27 protein-coding genes and 3 tRNA genes are annotated in these 26,713 nt (G+C 52.6%); 14 read left to right on the forward strand and 16 right to left on the reverse strand.

Annotation, left to right across the window (positions count from 1 at the left end; translation table 11 throughout):
* Positions 1–204: 204 nt before the first annotated feature.
* A complete protein-coding gene (locus tag LA337_02575; GenBank protein UBI16600.1) occupies positions 205–1,119 on the reverse strand; it encodes a GntR family transcriptional regulator in 915 nt (304 codons plus the stop codon).
* Between the two features lie 137 nt (positions 1,120–1,256).
* On the opposite strand from LA337_02575, the gene LA337_02580 reads away from it, so the two are divergent.
* Positions 1,257–2,279: a zinc-binding alcohol dehydrogenase family protein gene (locus LA337_02580; protein UBI16601.1), complete on the forward strand. Its 1,023-nt coding sequence runs from the start codon at positions 1,257–1,259 to the stop codon at positions 2,277–2,279.
* A 13-nt stretch (positions 2,280–2,292) separates the two neighbouring features.
* Entirely contained in the window at positions 2,293–3,738 is a 1,446-nt protein-coding gene (locus LA337_02585; protein UBI16602.1) for a tagaturonate reductase, read from the forward strand.
* A gap of 105 nt (positions 3,739–3,843) precedes the next feature.
* On the opposite strand, the gene opgB is transcribed toward LA337_02585, so the two are convergent.
* The 6 genes from opgB to LA337_02615 all read right to left on the reverse strand — a co-directional run bounded on the left by opgB (position 3,844) and on the right by LA337_02615 (position 9,572).
* Positions 3,844–6,135 (reverse strand): phosphatidylglycerol--membrane-oligosaccharide glycerophosphotransferase, encoded by a 2,292-nt coding sequence (gene opgB / locus LA337_02590; GenBank protein ID UBI16603.1) that lies wholly within the window; start codon positions 6,133–6,135, stop codon positions 3,844–3,846.
* A 231-nt stretch (positions 6,136–6,366) separates the two neighbouring features.
* Positions 6,367–6,858 (reverse strand): DUF2501 domain-containing protein, encoded by a 492-nt coding sequence (locus tag LA337_02595; protein ID UBI16604.1) that lies wholly within the window; start codon positions 6,856–6,858, stop codon positions 6,367–6,369.
* A gap of 70 nt (positions 6,859–6,928) precedes the next feature.
* A complete protein-coding gene (dnaC, locus tag LA337_02600; GenBank protein UBI16605.1) occupies positions 6,929–7,666 on the reverse strand; it encodes a DNA replication protein DnaC in 738 nt (245 codons plus the stop codon).
* Between the two features lie 2 nt (positions 7,667–7,668).
* Complete coding sequence (gene dnaT / locus LA337_02605; GenBank protein UBI16606.1) at positions 7,669–8,208, reverse strand: primosomal protein DnaT; 540 nt, start codon at positions 8,206–8,208, stop codon at positions 7,669–7,671.
* A 123-nt stretch (positions 8,209–8,331) separates the two neighbouring features.
* Positions 8,332–8,805: a threonine/serine exporter gene (locus LA337_02610; GenBank protein ID UBI16607.1), complete on the reverse strand. Its 474-nt coding sequence runs from the start codon at positions 8,803–8,805 to the stop codon at positions 8,332–8,334.
* On the reverse strand, positions 8,796–9,572 hold the full coding sequence (locus LA337_02615) for a threonine/serine exporter ThrE family protein (GenBank protein ID UBI18389.1): 777 nt from the start codon (positions 9,570–9,572) through the stop codon (positions 8,796–8,798). Before LA337_02615 ends, LA337_02610 begins: the two co-directional genes overlap by 10 nt.
* A gap of 451 nt (positions 9,573–10,023) precedes the next feature.
* On the opposite strand from LA337_02615, the gene LA337_02620 reads away from it, so the two are divergent.
* Together LA337_02620 and bglJ are read left to right on the forward strand one after the other, a co-directional pair.
* Entirely contained in the window at positions 10,024–10,749 is a 726-nt protein-coding gene (locus LA337_02620) for a response regulator transcription factor (protein UBI16608.1), read from the forward strand.
* Positions 10,710–11,387: a DNA-binding transcriptional activator BglJ gene (bglJ, locus tag LA337_02625; protein ID UBI18390.1), complete on the forward strand. Its 678-nt coding sequence runs from the start codon at positions 10,710–10,712 to the stop codon at positions 11,385–11,387. Before LA337_02620 ends, bglJ begins: the two co-directional genes overlap by 40 nt.
* Positions 11,388–11,444: 57 nt before the next feature.
* Here bglJ and LA337_02630 read toward each other — a convergent pair whose 3' ends face one another.
* Positions 11,445–11,903 carry a YbaK/EbsC family protein gene (locus LA337_02630; protein ID UBI16609.1) on the reverse strand — a complete coding sequence of 153 codons (459 nt, stop codon included), beginning with the start codon at positions 11,901–11,903 and terminating at the stop codon, positions 11,445–11,447.
* A gap of 365 nt (positions 11,904–12,268) precedes the next feature.
* Here LA337_02630 and LA337_02635 point away from each other — a divergent pair, with 365 nt between their 5' ends.
* Complete coding sequence (locus tag LA337_02635; GenBank protein UBI16610.1) at positions 12,269–13,612, forward strand: PTS sugar transporter subunit IIC; 1,344 nt, start codon at positions 12,269–12,271, stop codon at positions 13,610–13,612.
* A gap of 29 nt (positions 13,613–13,641) precedes the next feature.
* Here LA337_02635 and fhuF read toward each other — a convergent pair whose 3' ends face one another.
* Positions 13,642–14,430: a siderophore-iron reductase FhuF gene (gene fhuF, locus LA337_02640; protein ID UBI16611.1), complete on the reverse strand. Its 789-nt coding sequence runs from the start codon at positions 14,428–14,430 to the stop codon at positions 13,642–13,644.
* Positions 14,431–14,538: 108 nt separating this feature from the next.
* Positions 14,539–15,615, reverse strand: coding sequence for a GGDEF domain-containing protein (locus LA337_02645; protein ID UBI16612.1), 1,077 nt, complete (start codon positions 15,613–15,615; stop codon positions 14,539–14,541).
* Positions 15,616–15,831: 216 nt separating this feature from the next.
* On the opposite strand from LA337_02645, the gene LA337_02650 reads away from it, so the two are divergent.
* Complete coding sequence (locus LA337_02650; protein ID UBI16613.1) at positions 15,832–16,107, forward strand: DUF1435 domain-containing protein; 276 nt, start codon at positions 15,832–15,834, stop codon at positions 16,105–16,107.
* A gap of 39 nt (positions 16,108–16,146) precedes the next feature.
* On the opposite strand, the gene LA337_02655 is transcribed toward LA337_02650, so the two are convergent.
* From LA337_02655 to rsmC, 4 genes are all read right to left on the reverse strand, one after another.
* Positions 16,147–16,232, reverse strand: a tRNA-Leu gene (locus LA337_02655).
* 32 nt (positions 16,233–16,264) lie between these two features.
* A tRNA-Leu gene (locus LA337_02660) sits at positions 16,265–16,350 on the reverse strand.
* 28 nt (positions 16,351–16,378) lie between these two features.
* Positions 16,379–16,465: transfer RNA gene (locus LA337_02665), tRNA-Leu, on the reverse strand.
* Positions 16,466–16,687: 222 nt separating this feature from the next.
* Positions 16,688–17,719 (reverse strand): 16S rRNA (guanine(1207)-N(2))-methyltransferase RsmC, encoded by a 1,032-nt coding sequence (rsmC, locus tag LA337_02670; GenBank protein ID UBI16614.1) that lies wholly within the window; start codon positions 17,717–17,719, stop codon positions 16,688–16,690.
* 102 nt (positions 17,720–17,821) lie between these two features.
* Between rsmC and holD the strand changes: the two genes are divergently transcribed.
* The 8 genes from holD (at position 17,822) to LA337_02710 (ending at position 24,209) form a co-directional block, all read left to right on the forward strand.
* A complete protein-coding gene (gene holD, locus LA337_02675; GenBank protein ID UBI16615.1) occupies positions 17,822–18,235 on the forward strand; it encodes a DNA polymerase III subunit psi in 414 nt (137 codons plus the stop codon).
* Positions 18,204–18,650, forward strand: coding sequence for a ribosomal protein S18-alanine N-acetyltransferase (gene rimI / locus LA337_02680; GenBank protein ID UBI16616.1), 447 nt, complete (start codon positions 18,204–18,206; stop codon positions 18,648–18,650). The genes holD and rimI overlap by 32 nt, the downstream gene beginning before the upstream one ends.
* A gap of 14 nt (positions 18,651–18,664) precedes the next feature.
* Complete coding sequence (gene yjjG / locus LA337_02685; protein UBI18391.1) at positions 18,665–19,345, forward strand: pyrimidine 5'-nucleotidase; 681 nt, start codon at positions 18,665–18,667, stop codon at positions 19,343–19,345.
* Positions 19,346–19,437: 92 nt separating this feature from the next.
* Entirely contained in the window at positions 19,438–21,027 is a 1,590-nt protein-coding gene (prfC, locus tag LA337_02690; GenBank protein ID UBI16617.1) for a peptide chain release factor 3, read from the forward strand.
* 307 nt (positions 21,028–21,334) lie between these two features.
* The gene (gene osmY / locus LA337_02695; protein UBI16618.1) at positions 21,335–21,952 is read left to right on the forward strand and encodes a molecular chaperone OsmY; all 618 of its coding nucleotides are present in this window, start codon (positions 21,335–21,337) and stop codon (positions 21,950–21,952) included.
* A 127-nt stretch (positions 21,953–22,079) separates the two neighbouring features.
* The gene (locus tag LA337_02700; protein ID UBI16619.1) at positions 22,080–22,241 is read left to right on the forward strand and encodes a DUF1328 domain-containing protein; all 162 of its coding nucleotides are present in this window, start codon (positions 22,080–22,082) and stop codon (positions 22,239–22,241) included.
* 121 nt (positions 22,242–22,362) lie between these two features.
* Positions 22,363–23,436, forward strand: coding sequence for a patatin family protein (locus tag LA337_02705; protein ID UBI16620.1), 1,074 nt, complete (start codon positions 22,363–22,365; stop codon positions 23,434–23,436).
* Positions 23,433–24,209 (forward strand): metal-dependent hydrolase, encoded by a 777-nt coding sequence (locus LA337_02710; protein ID UBI16621.1) that lies wholly within the window; start codon positions 23,433–23,435, stop codon positions 24,207–24,209. The genes LA337_02705 and LA337_02710 overlap by 4 nt, the downstream gene beginning before the upstream one ends.
* Positions 24,210–24,304: 95 nt before the next feature.
* On the opposite strand, the gene LA337_02715 is transcribed toward LA337_02710, so the two are convergent.
* Together LA337_02715 and LA337_02720 are read right to left on the reverse strand one after the other, a co-directional pair.
* A complete protein-coding gene (locus tag LA337_02715) occupies positions 24,305–25,168 on the reverse strand; it encodes a YjjW family glycine radical enzyme activase (protein ID UBI16622.1) in 864 nt (287 codons plus the stop codon).
* Positions 25,140–26,690, reverse strand: coding sequence for a YjjI family glycine radical enzyme (locus LA337_02720; GenBank protein UBI16623.1), 1,551 nt, complete (start codon positions 26,688–26,690; stop codon positions 25,140–25,142). Before LA337_02720 ends, LA337_02715 begins: the two co-directional genes overlap by 29 nt.
* Positions 26,691–26,713 lie beyond the last annotated feature (23 nt).

Here is a 26,713-nt window from a genome sequence, read left to right on the forward strand (position 1 = left end):
GAACCTCAATAATTTATTTTTCACACAGCCGGGGCTGTGCAGTATTGAAAAAAATACCAGTGATGAATCAATTCGCTCATCACCGCTCACAAAAGTTTTTAATGCAGTCGACTTAGCGTGAGCATAGGCAAGAGGTATTTTTCAGGCGTTTTTATTTTTATAAAATCGTGCTCCCGGTAATGGTTTGCTGTTTTTTATCGGTACTTAATGGGCGGCGCTATGACTCTGGTTGATGGAGCGAATCATCGATTGTTTGGCTGAATTCAAATGGTTACAGAGCGCCAGGGTGGCATCCAGGTCGCTGCGACAGATCAGCGCGCTGAGGATGGTCATATGTTCATCGATGGCAATGATGTTGCGTTGTTTGAGGTCGCTCTCATCCCACTGATAGTGGAAGTGGAAAATCACGGAGATGATTTCAAGTGATTGATTGAAAAATATATTATCGGCAGCAGAGAGCAGCAAGGCATGAAACTCACGGTCTAACTGCGAGAACATACGAAAGCTGCTGCCGATGCTGTCGCGCAGGATCCGGTGGCGTTCCAGCAGCGTTTTAGCCTGCAGCCAGCGCGGGTCATCATCGGGCAGATTGAGGAAATGCTGCAGGGAATGGGTTTCCAACATTTCTCTGAGTTCAAACAGCTGCTCCGCATAGGCCTGATCGAACTGCTTCATGCTCCACTGACCGCGTTTTTCGTTTTTGATCAGGTTGTAACGTTCGAATTTTAAAAGATATTCCCGTACGACTACCGGACTGACGCCCGCGGCTCTGGCAAGCTGCAGTTCGGAGAAGCTCTCGCCTGCACGCAGCTGGCGCTGGTTGATCATGGTGAAAAACGCCTGCTCAAAAATCCGGTTTTGCTCGGTCATGGAGGCGGTGGTGCAGGCAAAACCGTCGTCATGGTCGGGTTTACGCACGATGACATAGTGGCTGCCGACCTGGGTCAGCACGCCGCACTCGCCTAAGTGGCTCAGCATATGGCGCACTGTGGTGCGGCTGATGTTGTACATCTCCGCCAATGCGCTTTGCGATGGGAGAGGGGAAGGGATATGACCACGCGCCATATCATCGATAATCTGGTTAATCACATTGTGACGTAAGTTCTGCGAACGGCTCATGGTTTCTCCTTTTTGCCTATTAAAACCCGATTTAAAACATTTTTATGCGTTGGAATTCACAGATTGTGTTTCTGCTTTCTCCGGCTTTTTTATTTTCGTTGATATCTGAGGCAACAAAAAAACAGGAGAGCAGAATCATGTCTACGATGAATACGTTGATTTGCCAGGAACCTAAAAAATTAGTCTGGAAAGAACGCGAAATACCTATTCCGGGTGAGGGCGAAGCATTAATAAAAATTAAATCGGTAGGGATTTGTGGTACCGATATTCATGCCTGGGGCGGCAATCAGCCTTTTTTCAGCTACCCACGTGTATTAGGTCATGAAATATGTGGGGAAATTGTCGGGCTGGGAAAAAATATACAGAATCTGAAAAATGGTCAGCAGGTGGCGGTTATTCCTTACGTGGCCTGCCAGCAGTGTCCGGCATGCCTGAGCGGACGTACCAACTGCTGCGAGAAGATTTCGGTGATTGGCGTACATCAGGATGGTGGTTTCAGTGAATATCTGTCCGTTCCGGTGACCAACTTACTGGACGCGCAGGGGATTGACCCGCAGGCGGCGGCGCTGATTGAGCCTTACGCCATCAGCGCGCATGCGGTACGTCGGGCGGCGGTGGCGCCAGGTGAGCAGGTGCTGGTGGTCGGTGCTGGTCCGATTGGTCTGGGCGCAGCGGCGATTGCCAAAGCCGATGGCGCACAGGTGGTGGTCGCCGATACCAGTCCCGCGCGTCGGGAGCACGTGTCTTCCCGGTTGGGACTCCCGGTTATCGACCCATCCGCTGAAGATTTTGATGCGCAGCTGCGCGCTCAGTTTGGCGGTTCGCTGGCGCAAAAGGTCATTGATGCCACGGGAAACCAGCATGCGATGAACAACACGGTGAATTTGATTCGCCATGGCGGCAGCATCGTTTTTGTTGGGCTGTTCAAAGGTGATTTGCAGTTCTCTGACCCTGAGTTCCACAAGAAAGAGACCACCATGATGGGCAGTCGCAACGCCACGCCGGAAGATTTCGCCAAAGTGGGCCGTCTGATGTCGGAAGGCAAACTGACCGCCGACATGATGCTCACGCACCGTTACGCGTTTGCCACACTGGCAGAAATCTACGAGCGGGATGTTATTAACAACCGTGAGCTGATTAAAGGCGTGATCACGTTCTGAGAGGGTAATTGCGATGAACACATTGAATCGACGTGATTTTCCGGGGGCCAGCTACCCAACGCGCGTGATCCAGTTTGGTGAAGGAAACTTCCTGCGGGCGTTTATCGACTGGCAACTGGATATCCTCAACGAGCACACCACTCTGAATGCTGGCGTGACCATCGTTCGCCCGATCAATACTGATTTTCCGCCGTCGCTGAATACCCAGGACGGGCTGTATACCACGCTGATACGCGGGCTTAACGAGCAGGGCGAAGCGGTGAGCGAAGCGCGGCTTATCCGTTCGGTGAATAACGAAATCAATCCGTACCAGGATTTCGCGGCGTATCTGGCGCTGGCGCACAATGCGGACATCCGATTTGTGTTTTCGAATACCACTGAAGCCGGAATTAGCTATCACGCGGCAGACTGCGTGAATGATGCCCCGCCGGTGAGTTTTCCGGCCAAACTGACGCGACTGCTGCTGGAGCGCTTTAACCATTTTGCGGGGGCGGTGGATAAGGGCTGGGTGATTATCCCCTGCGAACTGATCGACTATAACGGTGAGGCGCTCAAAACGCTGGTGCTGCGATATGCGCAGGAGTGGCAGCTTCCTCCGTCGTTTGCTGATTGGGTGGAAACGGCGAACACCTTCTGTTCGACGCTGGTCGACCGCATTGTTACTGGCTACCCGCGTGAAGAAGCTGCCGCGCTGGAAGCGACGCTTGGCTATCACGATGCGTTTCTCGATACCGCGGAGCATTTTTACCTGTTTGTGATCCAGGGGCCGCAGTGGCTGGCAGAGGAGCTGAAGCTGGTGCAGTGTCCGCTGAACATCCGGGTGGTGAGCGATATCAAACCGTACAAAGAGCGCAAGGTCGCCATTCTCAATGGCGCGCATACGGCGCTGGTGCCGGTGGCGTGGCTGTGCGGACTGGAGACCGTCGGTGAGGCGATGCAGGATGCCGATGTGCACCGCTTTGTCGAGCGGGCGATTGGCGAGGAAATTATACCGGTATTGGATCTTCCGGCGGATGAACTGCGAGAATTTGCCGACGCGGTAAGCGGGCGTTTTCAGAACCCTTACATTCGTCACCAGTTGCTTTCCATTGCGCTAAACGGCATGACTAAATTCCGTACCCGAATTTTGCCGCAGCTGCTGGCGGGTCAGCGAAATGGGCGCTGGCCCGTGCGGTTAACGTTTGCCCTCGCTGCGCTGCTGGCGTTTTATCGTGCAGAGCGCGACGGGGAACGCTATCCGATACAGGATGATGAACAGTGGGTAAGCCTGTATGCCAGCCTGTGGCCGCGAGTAGGCAATGATTTAACGCTGGGTGAACTGGTGGATGCCGTGCTCGGCGATACGGCGCACTGGGGTGAAGATTTAACGTTGCTGCCAGGGCTTGCCGGACAGGTGACGGCTAACCTCGAGATGATTCTGGTGCAGGGTATGCGCCAGGCGGTGAACGGTCTGGAATAAGGTTGCCATGCAGCGCCCGGTGTGGTGTTGGGCGCTGTTTTTTTTCAGGCAATAAATGGGGTTAACGATAGGCCTGATAAGCGAAGCGCTATCAGGCCTATCATGTTAAGAGCCCTGAGCTACTACTTTGATTTCAACCATCCCGATCCCCAGCTTACGCGGCGAGTGGCCGAGAATATTGCCCTCGTTGGTGGCGACCGGATCGGGTGGGACAATTACCAGCGTATTGGCATCCGCCGGGTTATCAAAATGCAAGGTGGTGGTGCTGACGTCATGGCCTAACACCAGCGTCTGTTCCTCGTTGCCAACGCGCACGGGGATCGGACGATTGGCGTTATCACCATAGGCTTTGGCGGTGATGACCAGATCGAATTTTTTCGGCAATGGCGCTTTGTATTCGATTTTTACCTCTTCACTGAGCTGCGCATTGGACCAGCGTCCCCAGGATTCGGGGCGTGATATGCCGCTAAACTGTTTGACCTCTTCAGGTGCGCCCGCCACGTTGAAGACGAAGCTATCGGCTTTGTAGCGAATGTCGTTATCGACAATTTTCAGCGTATCGACGTTACCTTTGTAGCGCTCCATGTCGATCACCGTGTCTTTAAAGACGGTTTTGCTTTTCCATTTGGCTTTGTCAACGTGCTGCACGATTTGCTGCCCACCTAACTGACCCTGCGATACGCACCAGTCGGTAGAGAGCGCCAGCTCCGGCGCCCATAGCTGCGCCATTTTGTAGCAGCGATCGACCCAGACGAAGTTATCGCGTGGGGCGAAATCCGCCAACTGGAAGCGCAGCGGGGCCGAGTATTCGCTTTCCGGCAGCGGCTCGACGCGTTTATCCGACACGCGCAGCAGCAGCGGCAGGCGGAAATGGCTACCAGAGAAAGAGATCATGTTTTTGTCCTGGTCGACGGTGAACTCTTTCATCTCTTTCGGGAAATTCCACAGACGGATAATATCGGGCTTCCACGCCAGCATTTTTTCTTTGATGTTCAGGAACACTTCCGACACGGATTCGCTCGACAAACTGCTGCGGCCAAGGCCGATAAAGTTATCGCCGCCGAGAATATCCAGTACCGTTGCGCCGTTATCCATCGTGTTACGCTTCACCGCCAGCGTGTCCTGCTGCGGCTGGTCGCCGCGCAGCACGAAGAACAGGTTGTTGCGATCCTGCTTGTTCAGATACTTCCATGCGGTGTTGTTCATCGCCAGATGATCGGAAGAAACCACGATTACGGTATCTTTAAACCATGGCGATGCTTTGATTTTATTGATAAATTCGGCAATATTTTCCTGACTGCAGCTGACCGCGCTGAACGACTGGTTGGCCTTCCCGTCGATGTCATAACGTTTACGGTTGCAGCTACGTGAGATAAATCCATCCGGATGATGGGTATCCACAGTCAGCGTAAACAGTGAAAAACGCTGGCCCGAGCGCGAAAGCTCTTCGAATTTTTTCCACGCTTCGTCCAGTACGGTATCGTCGTAGAAGCCCCAGTCGTTGCGATAGGCCGGGTCTGCCACCACGCTTTTTAACTCTTCTGCGCCGTACAGATGGTCAAAGCCGTGAGATTTCAGGAACACGTCTTTGCCGGCAAAGCGCAGGTTGGCCCCCTGCACAAAGTAGTTCTGATAGCCGGAGTTTTTCAGGATATCGCCCAGACAGATATTGTTGGGGAAAAAGCTTGAGACCGACGCCGAGGCGTTGCCTTCAAATGGCGCAAACAGCGGAATACCGCACTGGGAGGCGACCATGCCAGCGATGGTGTAATCGGTGCCCGGAAGCTGCATGGTGTTGCTGAAATCCAGACCTTCATTTTTCAACGCGCCGAGTTCTGGGGTCAGATCCGGGAACGCGTCATTGTTAAAATAGGTGCGTTCGAGGCTTTCGCCGTAGATATAAACCAGGTTCAGCTTGGGGTTGGGAATGGTTTTCGATGGCTCTTTATAATACGTTGGGAAATCCGGATCGCCATCGCGCGACTGCGACTTCACCAGTTCGGTTATCTGGTGAAACGCCGGGCTGGCGTCAACGGAGGCCAGCGCCAGCAGCAGGGCCAGCAGACTGTAACCCACATGATGCGGATGATGGCGACGGCGGCGTAGGATCCAGCCGAGAGCGACAAAAACCGTCGTCAGCGCCAGCGCGATGCCGACCCCTGGCAAAATATATTTTCCAATCCCCGCGCCGGTCAGGCTGTTGGTCAGCGTGTAGAGTACCGCGTCATTGATCCCGTCGCCGGTGAAATAGTCACTGGCGTACAGCGTGATATTCAAGACAATAAAAATCCCCAGCACCGTTAACGTGGCGGCAAACCACCAGGTGTTGCGACCCGCTTTCCAGGCGTAAATCAGCACTGAAGCGAGAAACAGAGTGATGGAGATTAATTCTGACAACGGTCGATCCTCAATAAACCGGGCACATGCCTGGCAGGCTAATCATTAGGGGAAAGCACAATGTAATAGCGATGTTATATTGCTGCAATTGTAGTGACATTAAATTACGTTGTTATTCAGAATTGGTTTAGATATGCGTGTTTTTTGCAGGGGATTTACTGGTTATTTGACGTGTGAATGTAATGGGGTAAAAAATTGATGCCGCGCAGGTAATACGCGGCATGTCGTGCATCAGGAAATGAAGTTCATACCCTGTTTTAACACCAGATCGCAGGCCTTGGTTTTTACCTGCTTCGCCAGCGAGCTATTGCCAATCGTGTTCAGGTCCAGTTGTTGACCATCTTTGGCGTTGAGCAGGCCCTGAATACCGTCCATATAGTTGGTATCTTGCTTCTGCTCAGGAGCACTGAGCCCCAGTTTATCCAGCACCTGGTTTTTGACGTTTTGCGTGTCGGTGACCGAGGCCAGCTTCTGTTTCGCGCAATATTCCAGGATCCCAGCGGCGTTATTCATACTGCTGGAAGTCAGCGACTGATTGCTGCCATTCAGCAGGCTGGTCAGGGAAGAGAGCGACGAGCTGCCCTGCGAGCCGGAGCTTTGTTTGCTCAGTTCGCTGGCCGCGCTGGAGAGTGAATCCTGCCAGGAGGCAGCAAAAACGCTGGTGGAGATGAGCGTGCTGGCGGCAAGCGCACAGCACAGCAGACGTTGGGGTGTTTTCATCATTATATGCAACTCGTGTTATGCCTTTTCAGCGCAGTATAGCGCTGGCAGTCTTAGGAGTGGTCCTAATACGTTAATACTCTTTACCGGTTACCCGACTACGGTAGCTTTCCCAGTTAAAGATTACCCACAGGCTGTTGCCAAGCCGCATGCGGTCCATTACCCGCTCGCCCAGCAGTTTGTTCATTTCATCCATATTACTGTTGGTTAACATGCCTGTTGGTCGTTTTGAAGACGAGCGGCGATCGACGATCTGATTGATGATCACTTTTTCGTAGCGCGATTCGGTTTGCATGCCGATCTCGTCGATCACCAGCAGATCCACGTTACTCAGATCGTTGAGTAACTGTTCTTCGCTGGTTTCACGATTACTGAAGGTTTCTTTCATCGCCGACATAATATCAGCCACGGTAATGATCAGCACCGACTTGCCGCGCAGCAGCAGTTCGTTGCAGATGGCGGCGGCCAGATGGTTTTTACCGGTGCCGGGCTTGCCGGAGAAGATAAAGCTGGCGATATTGCCGTCAAACTCTTCAACGTACTGACGGGCTTTGCTCAGGGCGTTCATCTGGCCCTCGCACTCCACCCGATAGTTATCGAACGAACAGTTCTGATGCAGCGGACGGATCCCGGAACGGTTGAAAGTGCGCTGCATTTTCATGGCCCGGTTTTCGCGGGCCAGGGCTGCGGCACGAATTTCACCTTGCTCTTTTTGCCATGCCAGCAGCTCCTCGCCCGTTTTAAAGGCTGGCTCGACATTAGCCGGCATCATTTTTTGCAGACGTTTCATCAGGTCGCCAACGTTTTTCATCGTTATCCTCTAAAACCCGGTGGTATATGGTTGTCAGGCTCGCTGACGCTGTTCACATCGCGCTTCGGCATTCCGCCATTGCTGGCCCGGCCAATCTGGATACTGCGCGCCAGTTTTTGCTGCCACTGAATATGGTGAAAAACTTTGCCTTCGGCCTGCCAGTAGGCAACAAATGAGGCCAGTTCTTCAGCGGTGACCGGTTCTCTTAACGCCACGCCCCACAGGGCGGCCTGGCGCTGAAAGTCAGCATCGGGCTGCCAGTCAGCGTACATCGCAAATTTCCCCATTGGTACGGCAACGGGGGCGGCTTGCGGCTCTTCATAAAATTGTGCATCCAGCGTCACATCGCTTCCCGGGCGTGACAGCTTCTCTTCAAGCGCCAACAACTCGGCCAGTCGCGCAGGCGTCACCGCGTAAAACGCTGGCGCGTTATTGGCGAAAACGGCTACGGCACCGCCTGCAGACCTGGCCAGCACCGCGTGGTGATCGTGTAGTAAAGCGTCAATGCTAGTGACGTCCGGCGTCAAAATTTTGCTGGGCATAATGTTTCTCAATACTGAACAACAACCGAGAAGGGGACTGCTTTTATAGTAACACAGAGAAGAAGGAGAGCAGCAGATGAGGGGGCGATTCCCCTCTCTGCGAGGTGCGAAAAAAGCGTGCCGCTACACGCGCGGGCGTTTGCGATACAGCCATAATCCCGGAACGGACAGCCCGATGGAGAGCGCGCCGACAATTGATGAGGCTTTGAGGAAATTGGTCAACAGGGTGATCATCAGCGCTTCGCTGTAGCCAAAATGACCGATCTTTACCGCCGAGATCATGGCTGTGTAGGCGGAGATCCCTGGGAACATAGGGATCACTGCCGCAACCGTAAAGACTTTCGGATGCGCCAGATACCAGCGTGACCACTGGATCCCAATGCAGCCGACCAGCAATGACGCCATAAAGGTCGACCATTCGATATTAAACCCTGTGCTCATCATCACCGTTCGCGAACCGTGCCCAAGCGCGCCGAGTAACGCGCACCAGGGGAGCGCCCGATGCGGTACGTTAAATACCATGGCAAAGCCGAGCGCCGGGATCGCCGACAGGATCATGTCCTGTATCAGCACCAAAATGAAATCGATCACGCCCATCCGCGCAGCCCCCATAAGGTCATCGACATGACGACGCCAATGCAGGTCGCCAGCGTCAGCAGGCTGGCAATCGCCCAGCGGGCGAGTCCGGTATTAATGTGTCCCTTAAACATATCCGCGACGGAGTTGATCAGCGGAAAGCCCGGAACCAGCAGCAGTACGCTGGCGGCCATGGCGATGGTTGGAGTGTGGTTAAACGTCGGCAACGTCAGTAGCAGGCCTGAAATCGTGGTCGCCACAAACGCGGTGATGCAAAAGTTGATTTGCGGGTGCAAATGCCGGGACGCCAGAATCTGGCGGATATACATCGCCACCATGCTGGCGAAAAAGGTGATCACCGCGCCATCCCATCCGCCGTTATTGAGTTTACAAAAGCAGGCGCAGGACAAGCCGACCATCAAGGCGACCAGCCATCTTGGATAGCGCAGCGGTTTAATCTGGCTAAAGCGTTTCTCAACGCCTTTAATATCCAGCAGTTTGTGTTCCGCCAGAATAACGATGTGCTGCACCTCCGTCACGACGTGCATGTTAATCCCGCGATCCTGATTTTTTCGCGTTGAGGTCAGGCACTGCCCATCTTTAATGGTGGTCAGGACGATAGCGTTAGAGGAGATAGCGCTTTCTACGCTGTCCATGCCAAGCGCCAGCCCGAGGCGGGTGGATAGCTCGTCAACCAGCGCGCTTTCTGCCCCATGCTGAAGTAAAAAAAGACCGCATTGAATACATAACCGTGTAACCGTTCGCTGTGACGACTGCTCTGTTTGCATGGCTCGCTCTGACTGATAAGGATCTCTTTGCATGAAGGATGCCTTCTTTTTATCATGAAGCATGATCCTGTTGGCTCTGGCTAAGATCAATCTTTGCGTCGAAAAAAGACGCAGGTCTTACGCGCCTGGACGCCTTACCTGCTTATCAATAAAGACAACGCTTATGAAAATGTAGTGTTATTTATCAGGATGGCAAATACGTAAGCAACGCTAATGTTCTATTGTAGTTCTTTTAATTGTACATAGAATGTATTTATGCGTAATTTTGTAATAATGGTTCAATAGTTTGACGCTATTGGGATTGTAGCGCCATTACTTTATATTTGAATAAAAGCCAAGGATAAACAATTCACCTCGTCTATTGTTTAGAGGTTTTCTGTTAATTAATATTTTTAATTTATCAGGAAATTTTTAATAAGTGCGAATACGGACTGGTGAGTGTGGAGGAGATATGTTGCCAGGACGCCGCAAAAACGCAATTATTATTAGTAAATTACCAATCGTACAAACCGGACTTAAAGGTGTAATGCAGGGGCAGTTCGCTGATTACGAACTTACCTACTGTCGTTCCGTTGAAGAACTGACATTGTTGCAGCTGCGGTGCGCTGATTTGGTGGTTGCTGATTTATCCGGAGACTGTAATCACCCTCGTTCAGTCTGCGAACAATATTACTCTTTATTATCTCAATACCGTGATATTCACTGGGTATTTCTCGTTTCCCGTATTTTTTATCCTCTGGCCATTGAGTTGCTGATGTGTCCTGTCAGTTCGCTGTTATCTGATGCCGAGCCGATTGAAAGTTTAGTGAATGTTATTCACGCAGGAAATACTCGTGCTGAGAGAATTAGCAAGTCGCTGCTCTCTCCGCCCGTGATGCCAGAGTTAGCAGACCATAGCGCCCGCTCAATTGTACTTACGCTCTCGGAGAGAAAAGTGCTGAGACTGCTGGGAAAAGGTTGGGGAATTAATCAGATTGCGACATTGCTGAAGAAAAGCAATAAAACAATCAGTGCCCAAAAGAACAGCGCTATGCGTCGCTTATCAATACACAGCAATGCAGAAATGTACGCATGGATAAACAGTTCTCAAGGATCGCGAGAACTGAATTTACCTTCAGTTTATGGAGAGACCACGGAATGGAAAGCAGAAGCATCAAAAGAAACGTCGCACTGGTAGAAAAGTGCGCGATGAGTAGTGTGGGTATTAAGAGTTTATTTAATACCATGCCGGATGACCGATATAAACTTCATCTTTTTTCTAATCAGCCAGCCTTTAGTCAGGCGATGTTAAAAACGCCATTTTCGGCAGTTATTTTCTCTCTCTCTGCAATCAGAACCGATCGCAGAGCTGGACTCGCCTATCTGACTGAGCTGGCGATTAATTTTCCGCGCATCAAGCGTGTGGTCATTGCCGATGATGATGCGGAGGCGCGCTTAATTGGCTCTCTGTCACCCTTGCCGCTAGATGGTGTTGTGAGTAAATCTTCCTCGTTAACGGTACTTCAGGACGCGCTATTTACGGCACTGAATTGCTCCAGCCGAGGAACCGAAGGTTCGAAAAACCATTGGTATATCAATCAAAGCCGGATGCTCAGTCCGACAGAACGCGAAATACTGCGCTTTATGTCGAATGGCTATTCAATGCCGCAGATTGCTGTGCAGCTTGAGCGGAATATTAAAACTATTCGGGCACATAAATTTAATGTGATGTCGAAACTTGGCGTGAGCTCAGATGCCGGACTGCTGGATGCGGCAGATATTCTGTTGTATCTGCGTGCAGGTGAACCGGCGCCTTTCCTGCAGGCTGCTTCTTAAGGGGTCATGTCAGATCGCCCCGTGCCGGGTTTTGCTACTGGCACGGGGCATGAAGCCTCACTGACACACATCCACCCAGGTGGCGGAAGTCAGCTCAGCCATCCTTTCCGGCGTGATTCGAACAGCGCTGTGGATGGCGCCTGCGGCGGGAAGCACTTCAGCGTAATGCTTTAACGAGACGTCGCAGTACACCGCAATCGGCGTTTCCAGTCCGAAAGGGCAAACGCCGCCAACGGGATGACCCGTCGCGTTCACCACCTCATCGCTACTCAACATACGGGCCTTGGCGCCGAACGTACTCTTTAGCTTTTTGTTATCCAGTCGGGCATCACCTTTGGCGACGACCAGAATAATGTCGTTCTTGACCTTCAACGAAAGCGTTTTCGCGATCTGACCGGGTTCGACGTTATGGGCTTTTGCTGCCAGATCGACGGTAGCGGTACTCTGATCTAATTCGATGATCTCAATATCTGGTGCATGTTGCGCTAAAAATTGGCGCACTGATTGCAAACTCATTCTTCTCTCCAAATCGCCTACAGGCAGCTGCGTACAGCAGAAAAACGCATGGCGTAATTTGTCATAGGGGCAAGCTCGCTGTAAATATTTTAATGTAACAACATGGCAACATTGGCAGTTTTTCGATCCTCTTCACAATCAAAGAAACCGGTTACAGTAACCGGTTGCAGAATGCTGAAATGACGATTAATACTGAAGTTGTCACTTCCTCTGTATCACATAATAAGAGCCAACTATGAAACTTAACTCAAAATGCAGTAGCGCTGGCGTTCCTCCCGGCACGGTTGCGAAAAGTAGTAATGGGCTTTACGTGGTGGTGTTAATGCCAGCACGGTTGCAGGGTTTTGCGAAACGGGAGAACGGCTATGTCTACTAATCATGCTGTGTTTAATGTAATTTTCCGCTTTGTTGAAAACTATGTCAGTCCTGTTGCCGGACGCATTTCTTCACAACGTCATGTGATGGCCATCCGCGATGGGTTTATTTCGGCGATGCCCTTTATGATCGTAGGCTCGTTTTTGCTGGTTTTTGCCTACCCGCCTTTTTCTCCTGATACGACCTGGGGGTTTGCCCGCGCGTGGCTGGATATGGCGAAACAGTTTGAAGGCCAAATCCTTACACCGTTTGATATGACGATGGGGATTATGTCGGTCTACATCTGTGCGGCTATTGCGTATAACCTGGGCAAGCACTATGTGAAGTCACATCAGTTAGATCCATTCATGTGCGCGATGCTATCGATCATGGCTTTTTTACTGATTGCTGCACCGAAAACCAAAGGCACGATGCCGGTTGATAGCCTGGGCGGTACGGGGATTTTCACCGCTATCCTGGTGGCCATTTACTGTGTTGAAATGATGCGCTTCCTGAAGGCGCACAACATCGGCATTCGTTTACCCGATCAAGTGCCGCCGATGATCAAAAACTCCTTCGATCTGCTGATCCCGGTGCTGGTGGTGGTGCTGACGCTGTACCCGTTGAGTCTGGTGATTCAGTCGCAGTTTGACATGCTGATCCCGCAGGCCATCATGGCCATCTTTAAACCACTGGTGTCGGCGGCAGATTCTCTCCCGGCGATACTTTTGGCAGTACTGATCGGCCATCTGCTGTGGTTTGCCGGCATTCATGGCGCGGCAATTGTGTCGGGAATGCTGCAAATGTTCTGGCTCACCAATCTCGGGATGAACCAGTCGGCGCTGGCGCAGGGGGCGCCTTTACCGCATATCTTTATGGAAGCATTCTGGACGTTCTTCATTGTGGTTGGTGGTTCCGGCGCGACGATGGGGTTGGTGATTTGCTATCTGCGGAGTCGCTCGGCCCATCTACGCTCGATCGGACGTTTGAGCGTGGTCCCCAGCATTTTTAACATTAACGAACCGGTGATTTTCGGTACGCCGATAGTCATGAACCCTGTGTTCTTTATCCCTTTCTTGCTGGCCCCGATGGTGAATGCGGTACTGGCGTGGGCGGCGATGAAACTGGATTTAATTGGGCGAGTGATTTCAGTCGTTCCCTGGACGGCCCCGGCACCGGTTGGCGCGGCATGGGCGTTAGGCTGGGATTATCGTGCGGCCATTCTGGTTGTTCTGCTGGCGCTGGTGTCTGCTGTTATCTACTTTCCATTCTTTAAGGTTTACGAAAAGCAGCTATTAGCGCAGGAAAAAGAAGAAGCGCAGCGTATAGAAGAGGAAAGTCAGCAGGTTGCATAAAGTGTTGGCGGGGGGCTACGGCTCCTCGCTTACTTCAGCGTGCAGTCACCGCACTGTTGAACATCGGGCAGGCGATAGCGCTGGCAGCAGGTTCTGCGCACCAGTAGTCCCTCGCGTGGAACAACGGTACGCCACAGGGGGTTATCCTGGCCGCAGGAGAGTTGTTTCTCAAAAAAGCAGGTCTGGCGCAACGTGTTCAACAGTTCTTCACCTAACAACGGCTTCATTTCCGTTAAGTACCAGTGAATTAAGTATCCCGTATTACTCCAGATAAGCTTCGCGTTGATCTCGCCTGTCGCTTCCAGCGCCTGCACAACCGGCGTCAGCGCTGTGAGAATCAGCGTTTCCATACGTTGTTGAGGAGACAGGGCCGTGGCCTGGTGATCCTGATGCACATCGATCCAGAAACAGGCTGCACGGCCCGTTTCGTGGAATTCTACGTGCATGTGTTCAGGAGAGACATCGATAGCCTCTTTTTGCGTCAGCAGAGCTACCATGAGCGGAGGCATCATCAGGCCGATATACCACTGGGCCCAGAGAGAAATCAGCGGCTTATTTTCGCGTGTCAGCGTGGGCTGATTGCGATAAATATGGTCTGAATAAACCGCCAGCAATGAACTTAACGTCGTGGGTTGCGTCCATTCATGCAGCGTCATCGCACCTGGCACAGGTGTTTCGTCCAGACGAATGAAGTCCAGCAGGTGCTCACGGGTTTTGGCTATCGTTGCGCGTACGGCAGCAGCCAGCGAGGGGATCTTTGCCGGGAGATGGCTACGCCAGATGACATCTTCAACGATCGGTGCGGAACGATAAGCCATGTCGATATAAGGATGTTAATCTTAATGATAATGATTGCTAATCCTATAATTGGCGTTGAGCGATGGCAAGATCTTTGTCGCCATCTCGGGCGACACCGCACAGATAGCTCAGGCAGAAGGGCAGTTTACCCGTAGTTCATCGCTGACCAGCGTGCTGTTGCGCCCAAGGTTCTTGGCCTCATAAAGGGCTTTATCCGCTCGGGCAATAGCGGCCTCAATATCCTGCTCAACAAGAGGCGCAATGCCGATACTAACGGTTACGTTAGTTGCCACGCTCTCATTAAACATGTGGGGAATTTTAAGGTCGTACACTTTCTGGCGAATGCGCTCGGCGGCTGCCTGGGCCTGTTGGGGATCGACTGCGGTCAGCAGAACCATAAACTCTTCGCCGCCAAAGCGCGCCACCACGTCCCGGGAACGCACGGAGTCACGAATCGCGGCAGAAACCCGGATCAGTGCCTGGTCGCCCATCATATGCCCGTAGTGATCGTTATAGGCTTTGAAATGGTCGATATCCAGCAGCAGGACGTAGTGCTTCGAATTACTCAGGGCCAGCAGCGTATCAAGTCTGTGTTGCAGCCCCCGGCGATTGTACAAACCGGTCAGCGGGTCGAGCATGCTGAGTCCGTTCAGGGTTTCCCGTTCTTCCAGCAGTTTATACATCAGCTGTTGGGCGAAGCCATCGTAGCGCTTTTGTATTACATGCTGGATGGCAATCCCGGCCATGGGCAGCGCCATAAAATAGAAAATTCGCAAACCATGCTCGCTGCCGTTCAGCCATAAACAGACGGCGACGGATGGCAATGAGTGAAGCGTAAACGCGATGATATTATTGGCAAAAGCGATAGATCCAATAAACAGCACGCTGAGAAGGGCGATCAATAGAAAATAATAATCATTATGACCCAGCGCGTTATATTTCAGGAAAATATGTAACGCCCATAGCAAGCCAAAAACGATTGAAATAAAAGGGAGATTAATTCTTTTGTCCGCATATTTCCCATGCCATGCCAGCAACAATGTACTCATTACGAGCATCAGCAGTGCCGGTACAGACAGAGCTTTCACCGCAAACAGTGGGAAAAAAAGCGTAAACAGTGCAGAGATTGCATTGAGCAGCAGAAACAGTCGTAAAGAGAGTTGGTATTTTTTGGTACGCAGAGTTCGCCAGGATTGTACTGTCATAGGTAAATATTGTTAGTTATCTGCAATGTACGAAGGTGTGTTGGTAAATAAAACAAATAACGAACGGGGTAACATTCGCTGAGGTTTTTATTGTTTTTAGTTGAAAAGCTAACCGGCGAGCAATTTATCACCTTAAATTATTTATGTCATCAATCGTTAAGTAAAACTCATATAATTGATAGTGCCCCATAGCTGACAAATGAGAAAATTTATCATATGATATTGGTTATCATTATCAATTTCATAGGTGATACCATGTTGCAACGTACGCTGGGCAGTGGATGGGGGGTTCTGCTGCCGGGAATACTTATTGCCGGGATGGCATTTAGTGACCTGTCGGTCTACGTATGGAAGGCGATGATTGTATTAGGATTACTTCTGACTTCCCTCATGTTGTACCACAAGCGTTTACGGCACTTTGTGTTGTTGCCTTCTTGCGCGGCGCTGATCGGCGGCATTGTTCTGATAATGATGAACTGGAATCAGGGATGAACAAAACAGGGAAGAAAACCGAGAGGGGAATAAGATAATTGGTGCGAGGGGGGGGACTCGAACCCCCACATCCTAAGGACACTAACACCTGAAGCTAGCGCGTCTACCAATTCCGCCACCTTCGCACAGTTATCTTATTTTTTTGATATCGCCTCGTTGGTGCGAGGGGGGGGACTCGAACCCCCACATCCTAAGGACACTAACACCTGAAGCTAGCGCGTCTACCAATTCCGCCACCTTCGCCCAGTGCGAGCAATATCAACGTGGATTATGGTGCGAGGGGGGGGACTTGAACCCCCACGTCCGAAAGGACACTAACACCTGAAGCTAGCGCGTCTACCAATTCCGCCACCTTCGCATACCATCGACACTCAAAAAGTATCGTTACCACGGGGGCGAATTCTAGAGATTTTATGCAGGGCGTCAACAGTTAATTATCGAACTTAACGTGATTGCCGAAAAAAAAGGCGTTTCTTCGGGGTTTGGCGTTTTATCCAGGCCGGATAAGCGCTAGCGCTATCCGGCGTTGCTCGGTGTCACGTCGGATGGCGGTGTAAACGCCTTATCCGGCCTGGATCGGTCAGGCTTTTTTCGCCTGGCGCGTCATGACGGTGCGATAGACCTTAAAGCGCCCGGTCTGCGCGATAACTTCGTGGAAGCCAAACACTTCATCCAGTACCTTCGGATAAGGCAGGAAGGCGTTCGCCACGATACGCAGCTCACCGCCGCTGTTGAGGTGGCGCACTGCGCCGCGAATCAGCGTTTGCGCGGCATCGAGGCTGGTCTGCATCCCATCGTGGAACGGTGGGTTGGAGATGATCATATCAAAGCGACCCGTCACGTCAGAAAAGACGTTACTGGCGATGACGTCACCTTCAATCCCGTTGGCGGCAAGCGTTGCGCGGCTGGCTTCAACCGCGGCGGCGCTAACATCGCACAGGGTTAAGCGCACTTTTGGCGAGTGGCTGGCTAGCGCGACGGAGAGTACGCCCGCGCCACAGCCGACATCCAGAACTTTGCCTTTGGTGTGTGGCGTCAGCGTGGAGAGCAGCAGTTGGCTGCCAACATCCAGGCCGTCGCGGCTGAATACGCCCGGCAGCGTTTTGATGGTCAGATTTTCGGTCTGGTATTCATCCCAGTATTTTTCGGCATCAAAGACCGGCTGTTTTTCCAGACGACCATGGTACAGGCCACAGCGACGCGCGCTGTCGACTTTGTTCAACGGCGCGTATTCGGCCAGCATCTGCTCTGCGCTACGTACGCCGCTGCGGTTCTCACCTACCACAAAAATATCAGTACCAACCGGTAACAGCGAAAGAAGGTTCATCAACTGGAACTGGGCTTCCGGCTTATTCTTCGGCCAGTAGTAGATTAACGTATCGCTATCGCCGACGTCATCGGCCTGCGCGACGAGGCTGAAGCGGACGTTGTCGCCCATCTGGCGGTTAAGCACCTGCCAGTGGTGAAGCTGCTGAGTGTGCGCACGGCTGGCGGCGCTTTCAAAATGGGCAGGCAGGTCATCCTGCAAATCACCGGCAAACAGAATACGGCTTTGTTCGAAATCATCACTGTGGCGCAGCAAGACTTCACTTGCCGGGGTAAAAGCAGACATGGAGTGCTCCTTAAATTGTACAGCGGGGGATTATAGTTGTTTGATGGCGCGGATTCGACAAATTTGCTATATTTGCGCCCCTGATTACAGGAGTGTTTCGCTATGACATCCCGACGAGACTGGCAGTTACAGCAACTGGGCATTACGCAGTGGTCGTTGCGTCGTCCTGGCGCACTGCAGGGCGAGATCGCGATTTCAATTCCTGCGCATGTCCGTTTGGTGATGGTTGCTGCACAGTTACCCGTGCTAACCGAACCGTTGATGAGCGATATTTTACGCGCATTAACCGTCAGCCCGGATCAGGTTTTACAACTGACGCCTGACCGTGTCGCCATGCTGCCGCAGGGCAGCCGCTGTAATAGCTGGCGGCTGGGAACCGATGAGCCGCTGCTGCTGGAGGGCGCTCAGGTCGCGAGTCCTGCGTTTAATGAATTACGGGAAAACCCAGCGGCCCGCGCCGCGTTATGGCAACAAATCTGCGCATATGAACACGATTTCTTCCCTCGAGCCGACTGATTTACCTGCAGCATTTCAGATTGAAAAACGCGCCCACGCTTTTCCGTGGAGTGAAAAAACATTTGCCAGCAACCAGGGCGATCGCTACCTCAATTTTCAGTTGAGGGTTGGCGACGTGATGGCCGCCTTTGCGATTACGCAGGTCGTGCTGGATGAAGCTACGCTGTTCAATATCGCCGTTGATCCTGACTTTCAGCGCCGGGGCCTGGGGCGTGAGCTGCTGGAGCACCTGATCGATGAGCTGGAAAAACGTGGCATTTTGACCCTGTGGCTTGAGGTGCGCGCCTCAAATGCTGCCGCTATCGCGCTATATGAAAGCCTGGGCTTTAACGAGGCAACGATCCGGCGCAATTACTATCCGACGGCCGATGGTCATGAAGATGCCATTATCATGGCATTGCCAATCAGCATGTAAGACAAGGTGTAATGATGAAGAAGTGGGACTGGATTTTCTTTGATGCCGACGAAACGCTGTTTACGTTTGACTCGTTTACCGGCTTACAGCGGATGTTTCTCGACTATAGCATTACTTTTACCGCTGAAGATTTTCAGGACTACCAGGCTGTAAATAAACCGCTGTGGGTGGATTATCAAAACGGCGCGATTACCTCATTACAACTGCAGCATGCCCGTTTCCAGAGCTGGGCTGAACGCCTGAAGGTCGAGCCAGGCCAGCTTAACGACGCATTCATCAATGCGATGGCGGAAATCTGCTCGCCGTTGCCAGGGGCGGTTTCTCTGCTCAATGCGATTCGTGGTAAAGCGAAAATCGGCATCATTACTAACGGCTTTACGGCGTTGCAACAAATCCGCCTTGAGCGGACGGGGCTGCGCGACTATTTCGACCTGCTGGTGATTTCTGAGCAGGTTGGCGTGGCAAAACCCGATCCCCGTATTTTTGACCATGCGCTGGAGCAGGCGGGCAATCCTGACCGTTCCCGCGTGCTGATGGTGGGTGACACCGCAGAGTCCGATATTCTTGGCGGCATTAACGCCGGGCTATCCACCTGCTGGCTAAATACGCACCACCGCGAGCAGCCAGCGGGCATTCAGCCCACCTGGACCGTAGCGTCATTAAGCGAACTGGAGCAACTCCTGTGTAAACACTGATTGCCTCCCCCCCGTTGATGGGTAAAATAGCCGCAATTTTTCGTATTCAACTTGCACGGCCCGTTGCCGTGGTTACCTAAGAAGATTTGACTATGACGTTGTCTCCTTATTTGCAAGAGGTGGCCAAACGCCGCACTTTTGCCATTATTTCTCACCCGGATGCCGGTAAAACGACAATTACTGAAAAGGTACTGTTATTCGGACAGGCGATTCAGACCGCCGGTACGGTAAAAGGCCGTGGCTCCAGCCAACATGCCAAATCTGACTGGATGGAAATGGAAAAGCAGCGTGGTATCTCGATTACCACCTCCGTAATGCAGTTCCCGTACCATGACTGCCTGGTCAACCTGCTGGATACCCCGGGGCACGAAGACTTCTCCGAAGATACTTACCGTACCCTGACGGCGGTGGACTGCTGCCTGATGGTTATTGACGCCGCAAAAGGCGTTGAGGACAGGACCCGTAAGCTGATGGAAGTTACCCGTCTGCGCGATACGCCAATCCTGACCTTTATGAACAAACTCGACCGCGATATCCGCGATCCGATGGAGCTGCTGGATGAAGTCGAGAACGAACTGAAAATCGGCTGTGCGCCGATCACCTGGCCGATTGGCTGCGGTAAGTTGTTCAAAGGCGTCTATCACTTATATAAAGACGAAACTTACCTGTACCAGACGGGTAAAGGCCACACCATTCAGGAAGTCCGCATTGTTAAAGGTCTGAACAACCCGGAACTTGATGCTGCCGTGGGCGAAGACCTGGCGCAGCAGTTGCGCGACGAACTGGAGCTGGTGCAGGGCGCGTCTAACGAATTCGACCATGAGCTGTTCCTCGCAGGCGAAATCACCCCGGTCTTCTTCGGTACCGCGCTGGGTAACTTCGGCGTTGACCATATGCTGGACGGTTTAGTGGAGTGGGCACCTGCGCCGATGCCGCGTAAAACCGACACCCGCGTCGTTGAGGCTTCCGAAGAGAAGTTCACCGGCTTCGTGTTTAAAATTCAGGCCAACATGGACCCGAAACACCGTGACCGCGTGGCGTTCATGCGCGTGGTGTCCGGTAAGTACGAGAAAGGCATGAAAATGCGCCAGGTGCGCATTGGTAAAGACGTGGTTATCTCCGATGCGCTGACCTTTATGGCTGGTGACCGTTCTCACGTGGAAGAAGCGTATCCGGGCGATATTCTTGGTCTGCACAACCACGGCACTATCCAGATTGGTGATACCTTCACCCAGGGCGAAATGATGAAGTTCACCGGTATTCCGAACTTCGCGCCGGAGCTGTTCCGTCGTATTCGCCTGAAGGATCCGCTGAAGCAGAAACAGCTGCTGAAAGGGCTGGTTCAGCTGTCAGAAGAGGGTGCAGTGCAGGTCTTCCGTCCGATCGCCAATAACGATTTGATCGTGGGCGCTGTCGGTGTGCTGCAGTTCGACGTGGTGGTTTCACGCCTGAAGAGCGAATACAACGTTGAAGCGATTTATGAGTCGGTCAACGTGGCGACTGCCCGCTGGGTAGAGTGTTCTGACGTGAAGAAATTCGAAGAATTCAAGCGTAAAAACGAAATTCAGCTGGCGCTGGATGGCGGCGATAACCTCACCTATATTGCGCCGACCATGGTTAACCTGAATCTCACCCAGGAACGTTACCCTGACGTTCAGTTCCGCAAAACGCGCGAACACTAATCGCCCCTCCAGGGCACGGTATCCGCCGTGCCCTGCAACTTTCTCTGTCTTTTAAATCCCTTGCGGAATGTTCTTAAAACCTCTCGTTTTTCTTTTGTTTGCCTGTTTTTTAGTCAATCTGGACTGCGATCACGAAATCCTGAACTATATTTAACAATGTGATGACATAAATGTCGGCGTTAAATGCTTTTTAGGCTGCCTGTTGCAGCTTCTATTGCTGATATTTATTCCACTTACAAGATTAGTTGCTGGCTCAAGCCCTATAACGGCAGAGCATAGCTTTTAGCAAACATACAGGAATACATCGATGACAATGACAGGACTTAAGATTTCTAAAACGCTGCTGGCCGTGATGCTGACTTCCGCTGTTGCAACGGGTTCTGCTTTTGCAGAAAACTCCACGACGGATAAAGCGCAATCCGGCGTCGAAAGTGCGGGGCAGAAAGTCGATAGCTCTATGAACAAAGTCGGTAATTTCATGGATGACAGCACCATCACCGCGAAAGTGAAAGCCGCGCTGGTGGACCACGATAGCATTAAGAGCACCGATATTTCCGTCAAAACCGATCAGAAGGTGGTGACGCTAAGCGGGTTTGTTGAAAGCCAGGCACAAGCCGAAGAGGCGGTGAAAGTGGCGAAAGGCGTAGAGGGTGTGACCTCCGTCAGCGACAAATTACACGTGCGTGATAGCAAAGATACTTCTGTAAAAGGCTATGCGGGCGATACGGCAATCACCAGTGAGGTAAAAGCCAAACTGCTGGCCGATGATATTGTCCCTTCCCGCAAAGTGAAGGTTGAAACCACCGATGGCGTGGTACAGCTTTCAGGAACCGTTGAATCACAGGCTCAAAGCGATCGCGCTGAGAGCATCGCCAAAGCAATTGATGGCGTGAAAAGCGTCAAAAACGATCTTAAAACTCACTAATTAGACTTAATTCGTCCTCCTGACGTTTGTCGGGAGGCGTGTTGTGCACCACACTGAAAATATCGCCGATGGGCAGCCTGAGTGCTCATATCAAGCGGTGACATTAACTATGGTAAAGGAGAAGCACATGTTTCGATGGGGCATCATATTTCTGGTTATCGCGTTAATTGCCGCTGCACTGGGTTTTGGTGGACTGGCGGGTACCGCTGCAGGCGCAGCGAAAATTGTTTTTGTGGTGGGGATCATTCTGTTTCTGGTCAGCCTGTTTACCGGGCGTAAACGACCCTAGTAAGTAAACCGTAAAGATATCTTGCTACTCAGCCAGTCCAGCGGACTGGCTTTTACGGTTTTAGCGGCAGGCATTTTGCGTTACTTTGTTCTCCTATTACAAAAACAACAGGAAGGCAGAGGTGGGGCAGAGAATACCCGTCACGCTCGGTAATATCGCGCCGTTATCGTTACGTCCGTTTCAACCAGGCAGTATGGCGCTGGTGTGCGAAGGCGGGGGACAAAGAGGCATTTTCACCGCTGGCGTACTGGATGAATTCATGCGGGCGCAGTTCAATCCCTTTGATCTCTTCTACGGGACATCCGCTGGCGCGCAAAACCTTTCAGCTTATCTCTGTAACCAGCCTGGTTACGGTCGTAAAGTCATCATGCGTTACACTACCCGACGTGAGTTTTTTGACCCGGTGCGCTTTGTGCGCGGGGGAAACTTAATCGATCTCGACTGGCTGGTGGATTCGACCGCCTCCCAGATGCCGCTGGCAATGGATAACGCCGAGCGCCTGTTTGCCGCTGGGAAAGCGTTTTATATGTGCGCCTGTCGGGGCGATGACTACACGCCGGGCTATTTTTCGCCGAATCGGCAAAATTGGCTCGATCTTATCCGTGCTTCCAGCGCGATTCCCGGATTCTACCGCACAGGAGTTGCGCTCGATGGCGTGAACTATCTTGATGGTGGCGTCAGCGACGCCATACCGGTGCAAGAGGCGGCGAAGCACGGAGCAAAAACGCTGGTGGTTATCCGCACAGTACCCTCGCAAATGTACTATACGCCACAGTGGTTCAAACGTATGGAACGCTGGCTGGGCGAAAGCAGTCTGCAACCGTTATTGAATCTGGTCCAGCACCATGAAGACAGCTATCGCGCGATCCAAAGTTTTATTGAGAAACCGCCGGGTAAACTGCGCATCTTTGAGATCTATCCACCCAAGCCGCTCCATAGTATGGCGTTGGGAAGCCGTATTCCGGCGCTGCGGGAAGATTACAAGACAGGACGCCTGTGTGGTCGTTACTTCCTGGCGACAGTCGGTAAACTGCTGGCGAAAAATGCGCCGCTGCCTCGTCAGACGCCGAAGATTGTGGTGCCGGGGCCGGTGGTGGTTCCTCCCGCGCCGGTGGCCAACGACGCCCACGCGCCTGTGGTAGCCAATGCGCCTCAGGCGAACGACACGACGTTTGATAATGAGGATTTGGCGTGAGTTATCGTTTTATCGATACGCATTGTCATTTTGATTTCCCACCGTTTACCGGCGATGAATCTGCCAGCATTCAGCGTGCGGCTGACGTCGGCGTGCAAAGCATTATCGTTCCGGCCACCCAGGCGGCGAATTTTCCCCGCGTACTGGCGTTAGCGGAACATTATCCTTCATTGTTTGCTGCCCTGGGGCTGCACCCGATTGTCATTGAACAGCATGGTGATGATTGCCTGGAACAGTTGCAGCAGGCGCTGGATAAGCGTCCCAAAAAGCTGGTGGCAGTAGGCGAAATTGGGCTGGATCTGTATCGGGACGATCCGCAATTCGACAAGCAAGAGCGGCTGCTGGAAGCGCAGCTTAAGCTGGCGAAGAGTTACGAATTGCCGGTGATCCTGCATTCGCGGCGCACTCATGACAAGCTGGCGATGCACCTTAAACGCCATGCTTTGCCACGAACAGGCGTGGTGCATGGGTTTTCCGGAAGCGTGCAGCAGGCCGAACGCTTTGTGCAACTGGGGTACAAAATTGGCGTGGGCGGCACCATTACTTATCCGCGCGCCAGTAAAACCCGCGAGGTAATGGCGCAACTGCCGCTGGACTCGCTGCTGCTGGAAACCGACGCGCCGGATATGCCGCTCAACGGCTTTCAGGGACTGCCCAACCGCCCTGAGCAGGTAGTCAGAGTGTTTGACGTCTTATGCGAGCTGCGCCCGGAACCTGCAGATGTGATCGCTGACGCGCTGTATCGCAATACGACCGCGTTGTTTACTGTGTGATTGTTGCGTGCCGGATGCGACGCAAAAGCGTCTTATCCGGCCTACGGACTGACCTCATGTGTAGGCCGGATAAGGCATAGCCGCCATCCGGCATTTCACAGGTACAGCGCTGGGAAGATCATATTATTCACACCGCGTTCGCGTAGCCCTTGCGCCAGTTGCTCGACATCCTCCGGCGTTGCACTCGGCCAGTCTTTCGCTTCGCCATACACCCCGTGCGCATGAAAGGCATTCAGCCGTACCGGTACATCACCTGAACGCTTGATAAACGCCGCCAGCGCATCGATATGCTGCAGATAATCCACCTGACCAGGAATCACCAGCAGGCGCAGCTCCGCCAGTTTTCCCTGCCCGGACAAAAAGGTAATGCTCTGTTTAATCAGCGTGTTATCGCGGCCAGTTAGCTGTCGATGACACTCGCTGTCCCAGGCTTTTAAATCAAGCATCACGCCGTCGCACACCGGCAACAATTTTTGCCAGCCGGTTTCGCTTAGCATGCCGTTGCTGTCTACCATGCAGGTCAGGTGTTGCAACTGTGGATCGGTTTTGATCGCGCTAAACAGCGCCACGATAAACGGCAACTGGGTGGTCGCTTCGCCGCCGCTGACCGTAATTCCTTCAATAAACAGCACTGCCTTGCGAATATGCTCCAGCACCTCATCAACGCTCATGTTCTGCGCCATCGGCGTGGCCTGCTGGGGGCACATGTGCAGGCAGGTATCGCACTGCTGACACACGTCGGACTGCCACCATACTTTCCCCGCGCTCAGGCTCAGCGCTTCATGCGGGCAATGCAGTACACACTCCCCGCAGTCGTTGCAGCGCCCCATCGTCCACGGGTTGTGGCAATTTTTACAGCGCAGATTACATCCTTGCAGAAACAGAGCCAGGCGACTGCCCGGCCCGTCGACGCAGGAGAAAGGGATCAGTTTACTTACTGAAGCGCATCTGCTGTTCATGGCTAATCACGCGAGGTTGTCGTTCCAGAATGCGCGTATTGCGCGCGGCTTCTTCGCCAAGCCAGGTGGTGTTGGTGCGTGAACCTGCGGCACGATATTTTTCCAGATCCGACAGGCGGACCATATAGCCGGTGACGCGGACCAGATCGTTGCCGCTCACGTTGGCGGTAAACTCGCGCATTCCGGCTTTAAACGCCCCGAGGCACAGTTGCACCAGCGCCTGAGGATTACGTTTGATGGTTTCATCCAGCGTGAGAATGTCGCTGATCCCGGCGTGATAAAACGCGTGATGCGGCGCGACGGTTTGCAGATGGGTGATCGGGTCCGGCTCATCGCCGTAGGGCAGACGCGCGCCCGGCGTGGTGCCGATGTCAGAACTGATCCCTGACTGTGCATGCAGCATCGCACGCTGATTCCAGCCATATTTCACCGGGGTGCTTTCGACAAACTCCGCCAGTTGGGCGCTGATACGATAGCCGAGCTGATTGGCGAACGCATCTTTGCCGTAGCGCGCGTTCTCCCCCGCCTTATCGCACAGCAGGTTCACCGCCTCCGCCAGGCCATACATGCCGAACATAGGCACAAAACGTTCGGGATCAATCAACCCTTCCTGCACGAGGAAGCTATTCTCAAAGAAATGTGATTTTTCATAAAGGAATTCACATCGTGAATCAATGATGGCGATTTGCTGTTGGCAATAGTGCGGTAGGGTGCGCGTAAAGAAGTCATCCACAGAGGTACTGCGCTCTGCAATGGCTTTCAGATTAAGCCTGACCAGCGTGCTTCCGCCTCCGGCGAGCGGCAACGAGTTGTAACAGCTGACGACGCCATACTGACCTTTTGTGAAAATTTTATCATTTTCAGGGCCGTTGGAAATGTGCGGCTTACTGCACTCGCAGATATTTTGCGCCACGTTGAGCAGCAGATCGTCAGGGGTAATTTGCGGATCATAAATAAATGTCAGATTAGGTGAAACCTGCTTTAGCTCTGCATCTGCGCGTAAAATTGCTCGGGTGACTGGCGTATCGGCGGGGCCGATGTTGGCATGCATAAACGCGTCTGGCAGGGTTCTGTCGAGATAACGCCAGAAACGTTTTATTCGAATATCGATCTCTTCTTGTGTTAGAATTCTAACATATGGTTGCAGCAGGGCGTCGAGCTGACCGAGATAGACCGGCATTGAGGTCACTGACGGAACGTGGTGGTACAGGATGGTGAGCAAGGACAACGCATCATCAAGATTGCTGGCGCCTTCCAGCTCCAGCCACGATGAACCGTTGGCCAGAAAACGCGCGTAGTCGGGTAAGACATAGCGCGGTTTGAAGGGGGCGTGACCTTCGTACATATCGCAGATCACCCCGTCATCCAGCGCCTGGCGTGCCTCAGCAGGCAGTTGCGGATAAGGCAGCGCGTTTTCAGCCTCCAGCGCCAGAAAATGGCGTTTCTGCTCAGGGCTGAGCACCGGACTGGTCACGATTTGTTGGCAACGCTGTTGCAGCGCGAGTTCGCTTGAAGTGGGCATCGTTGATTCCTTTTTATCCCGAA

The sequence above is a fragment of the Citrobacter europaeus genome (assembly GCA_020099315.1).
GTDB classification, from domain to species: Bacteria; Pseudomonadota; Gammaproteobacteria; order Enterobacterales; family Enterobacteriaceae; genus Citrobacter; species Citrobacter europaeus.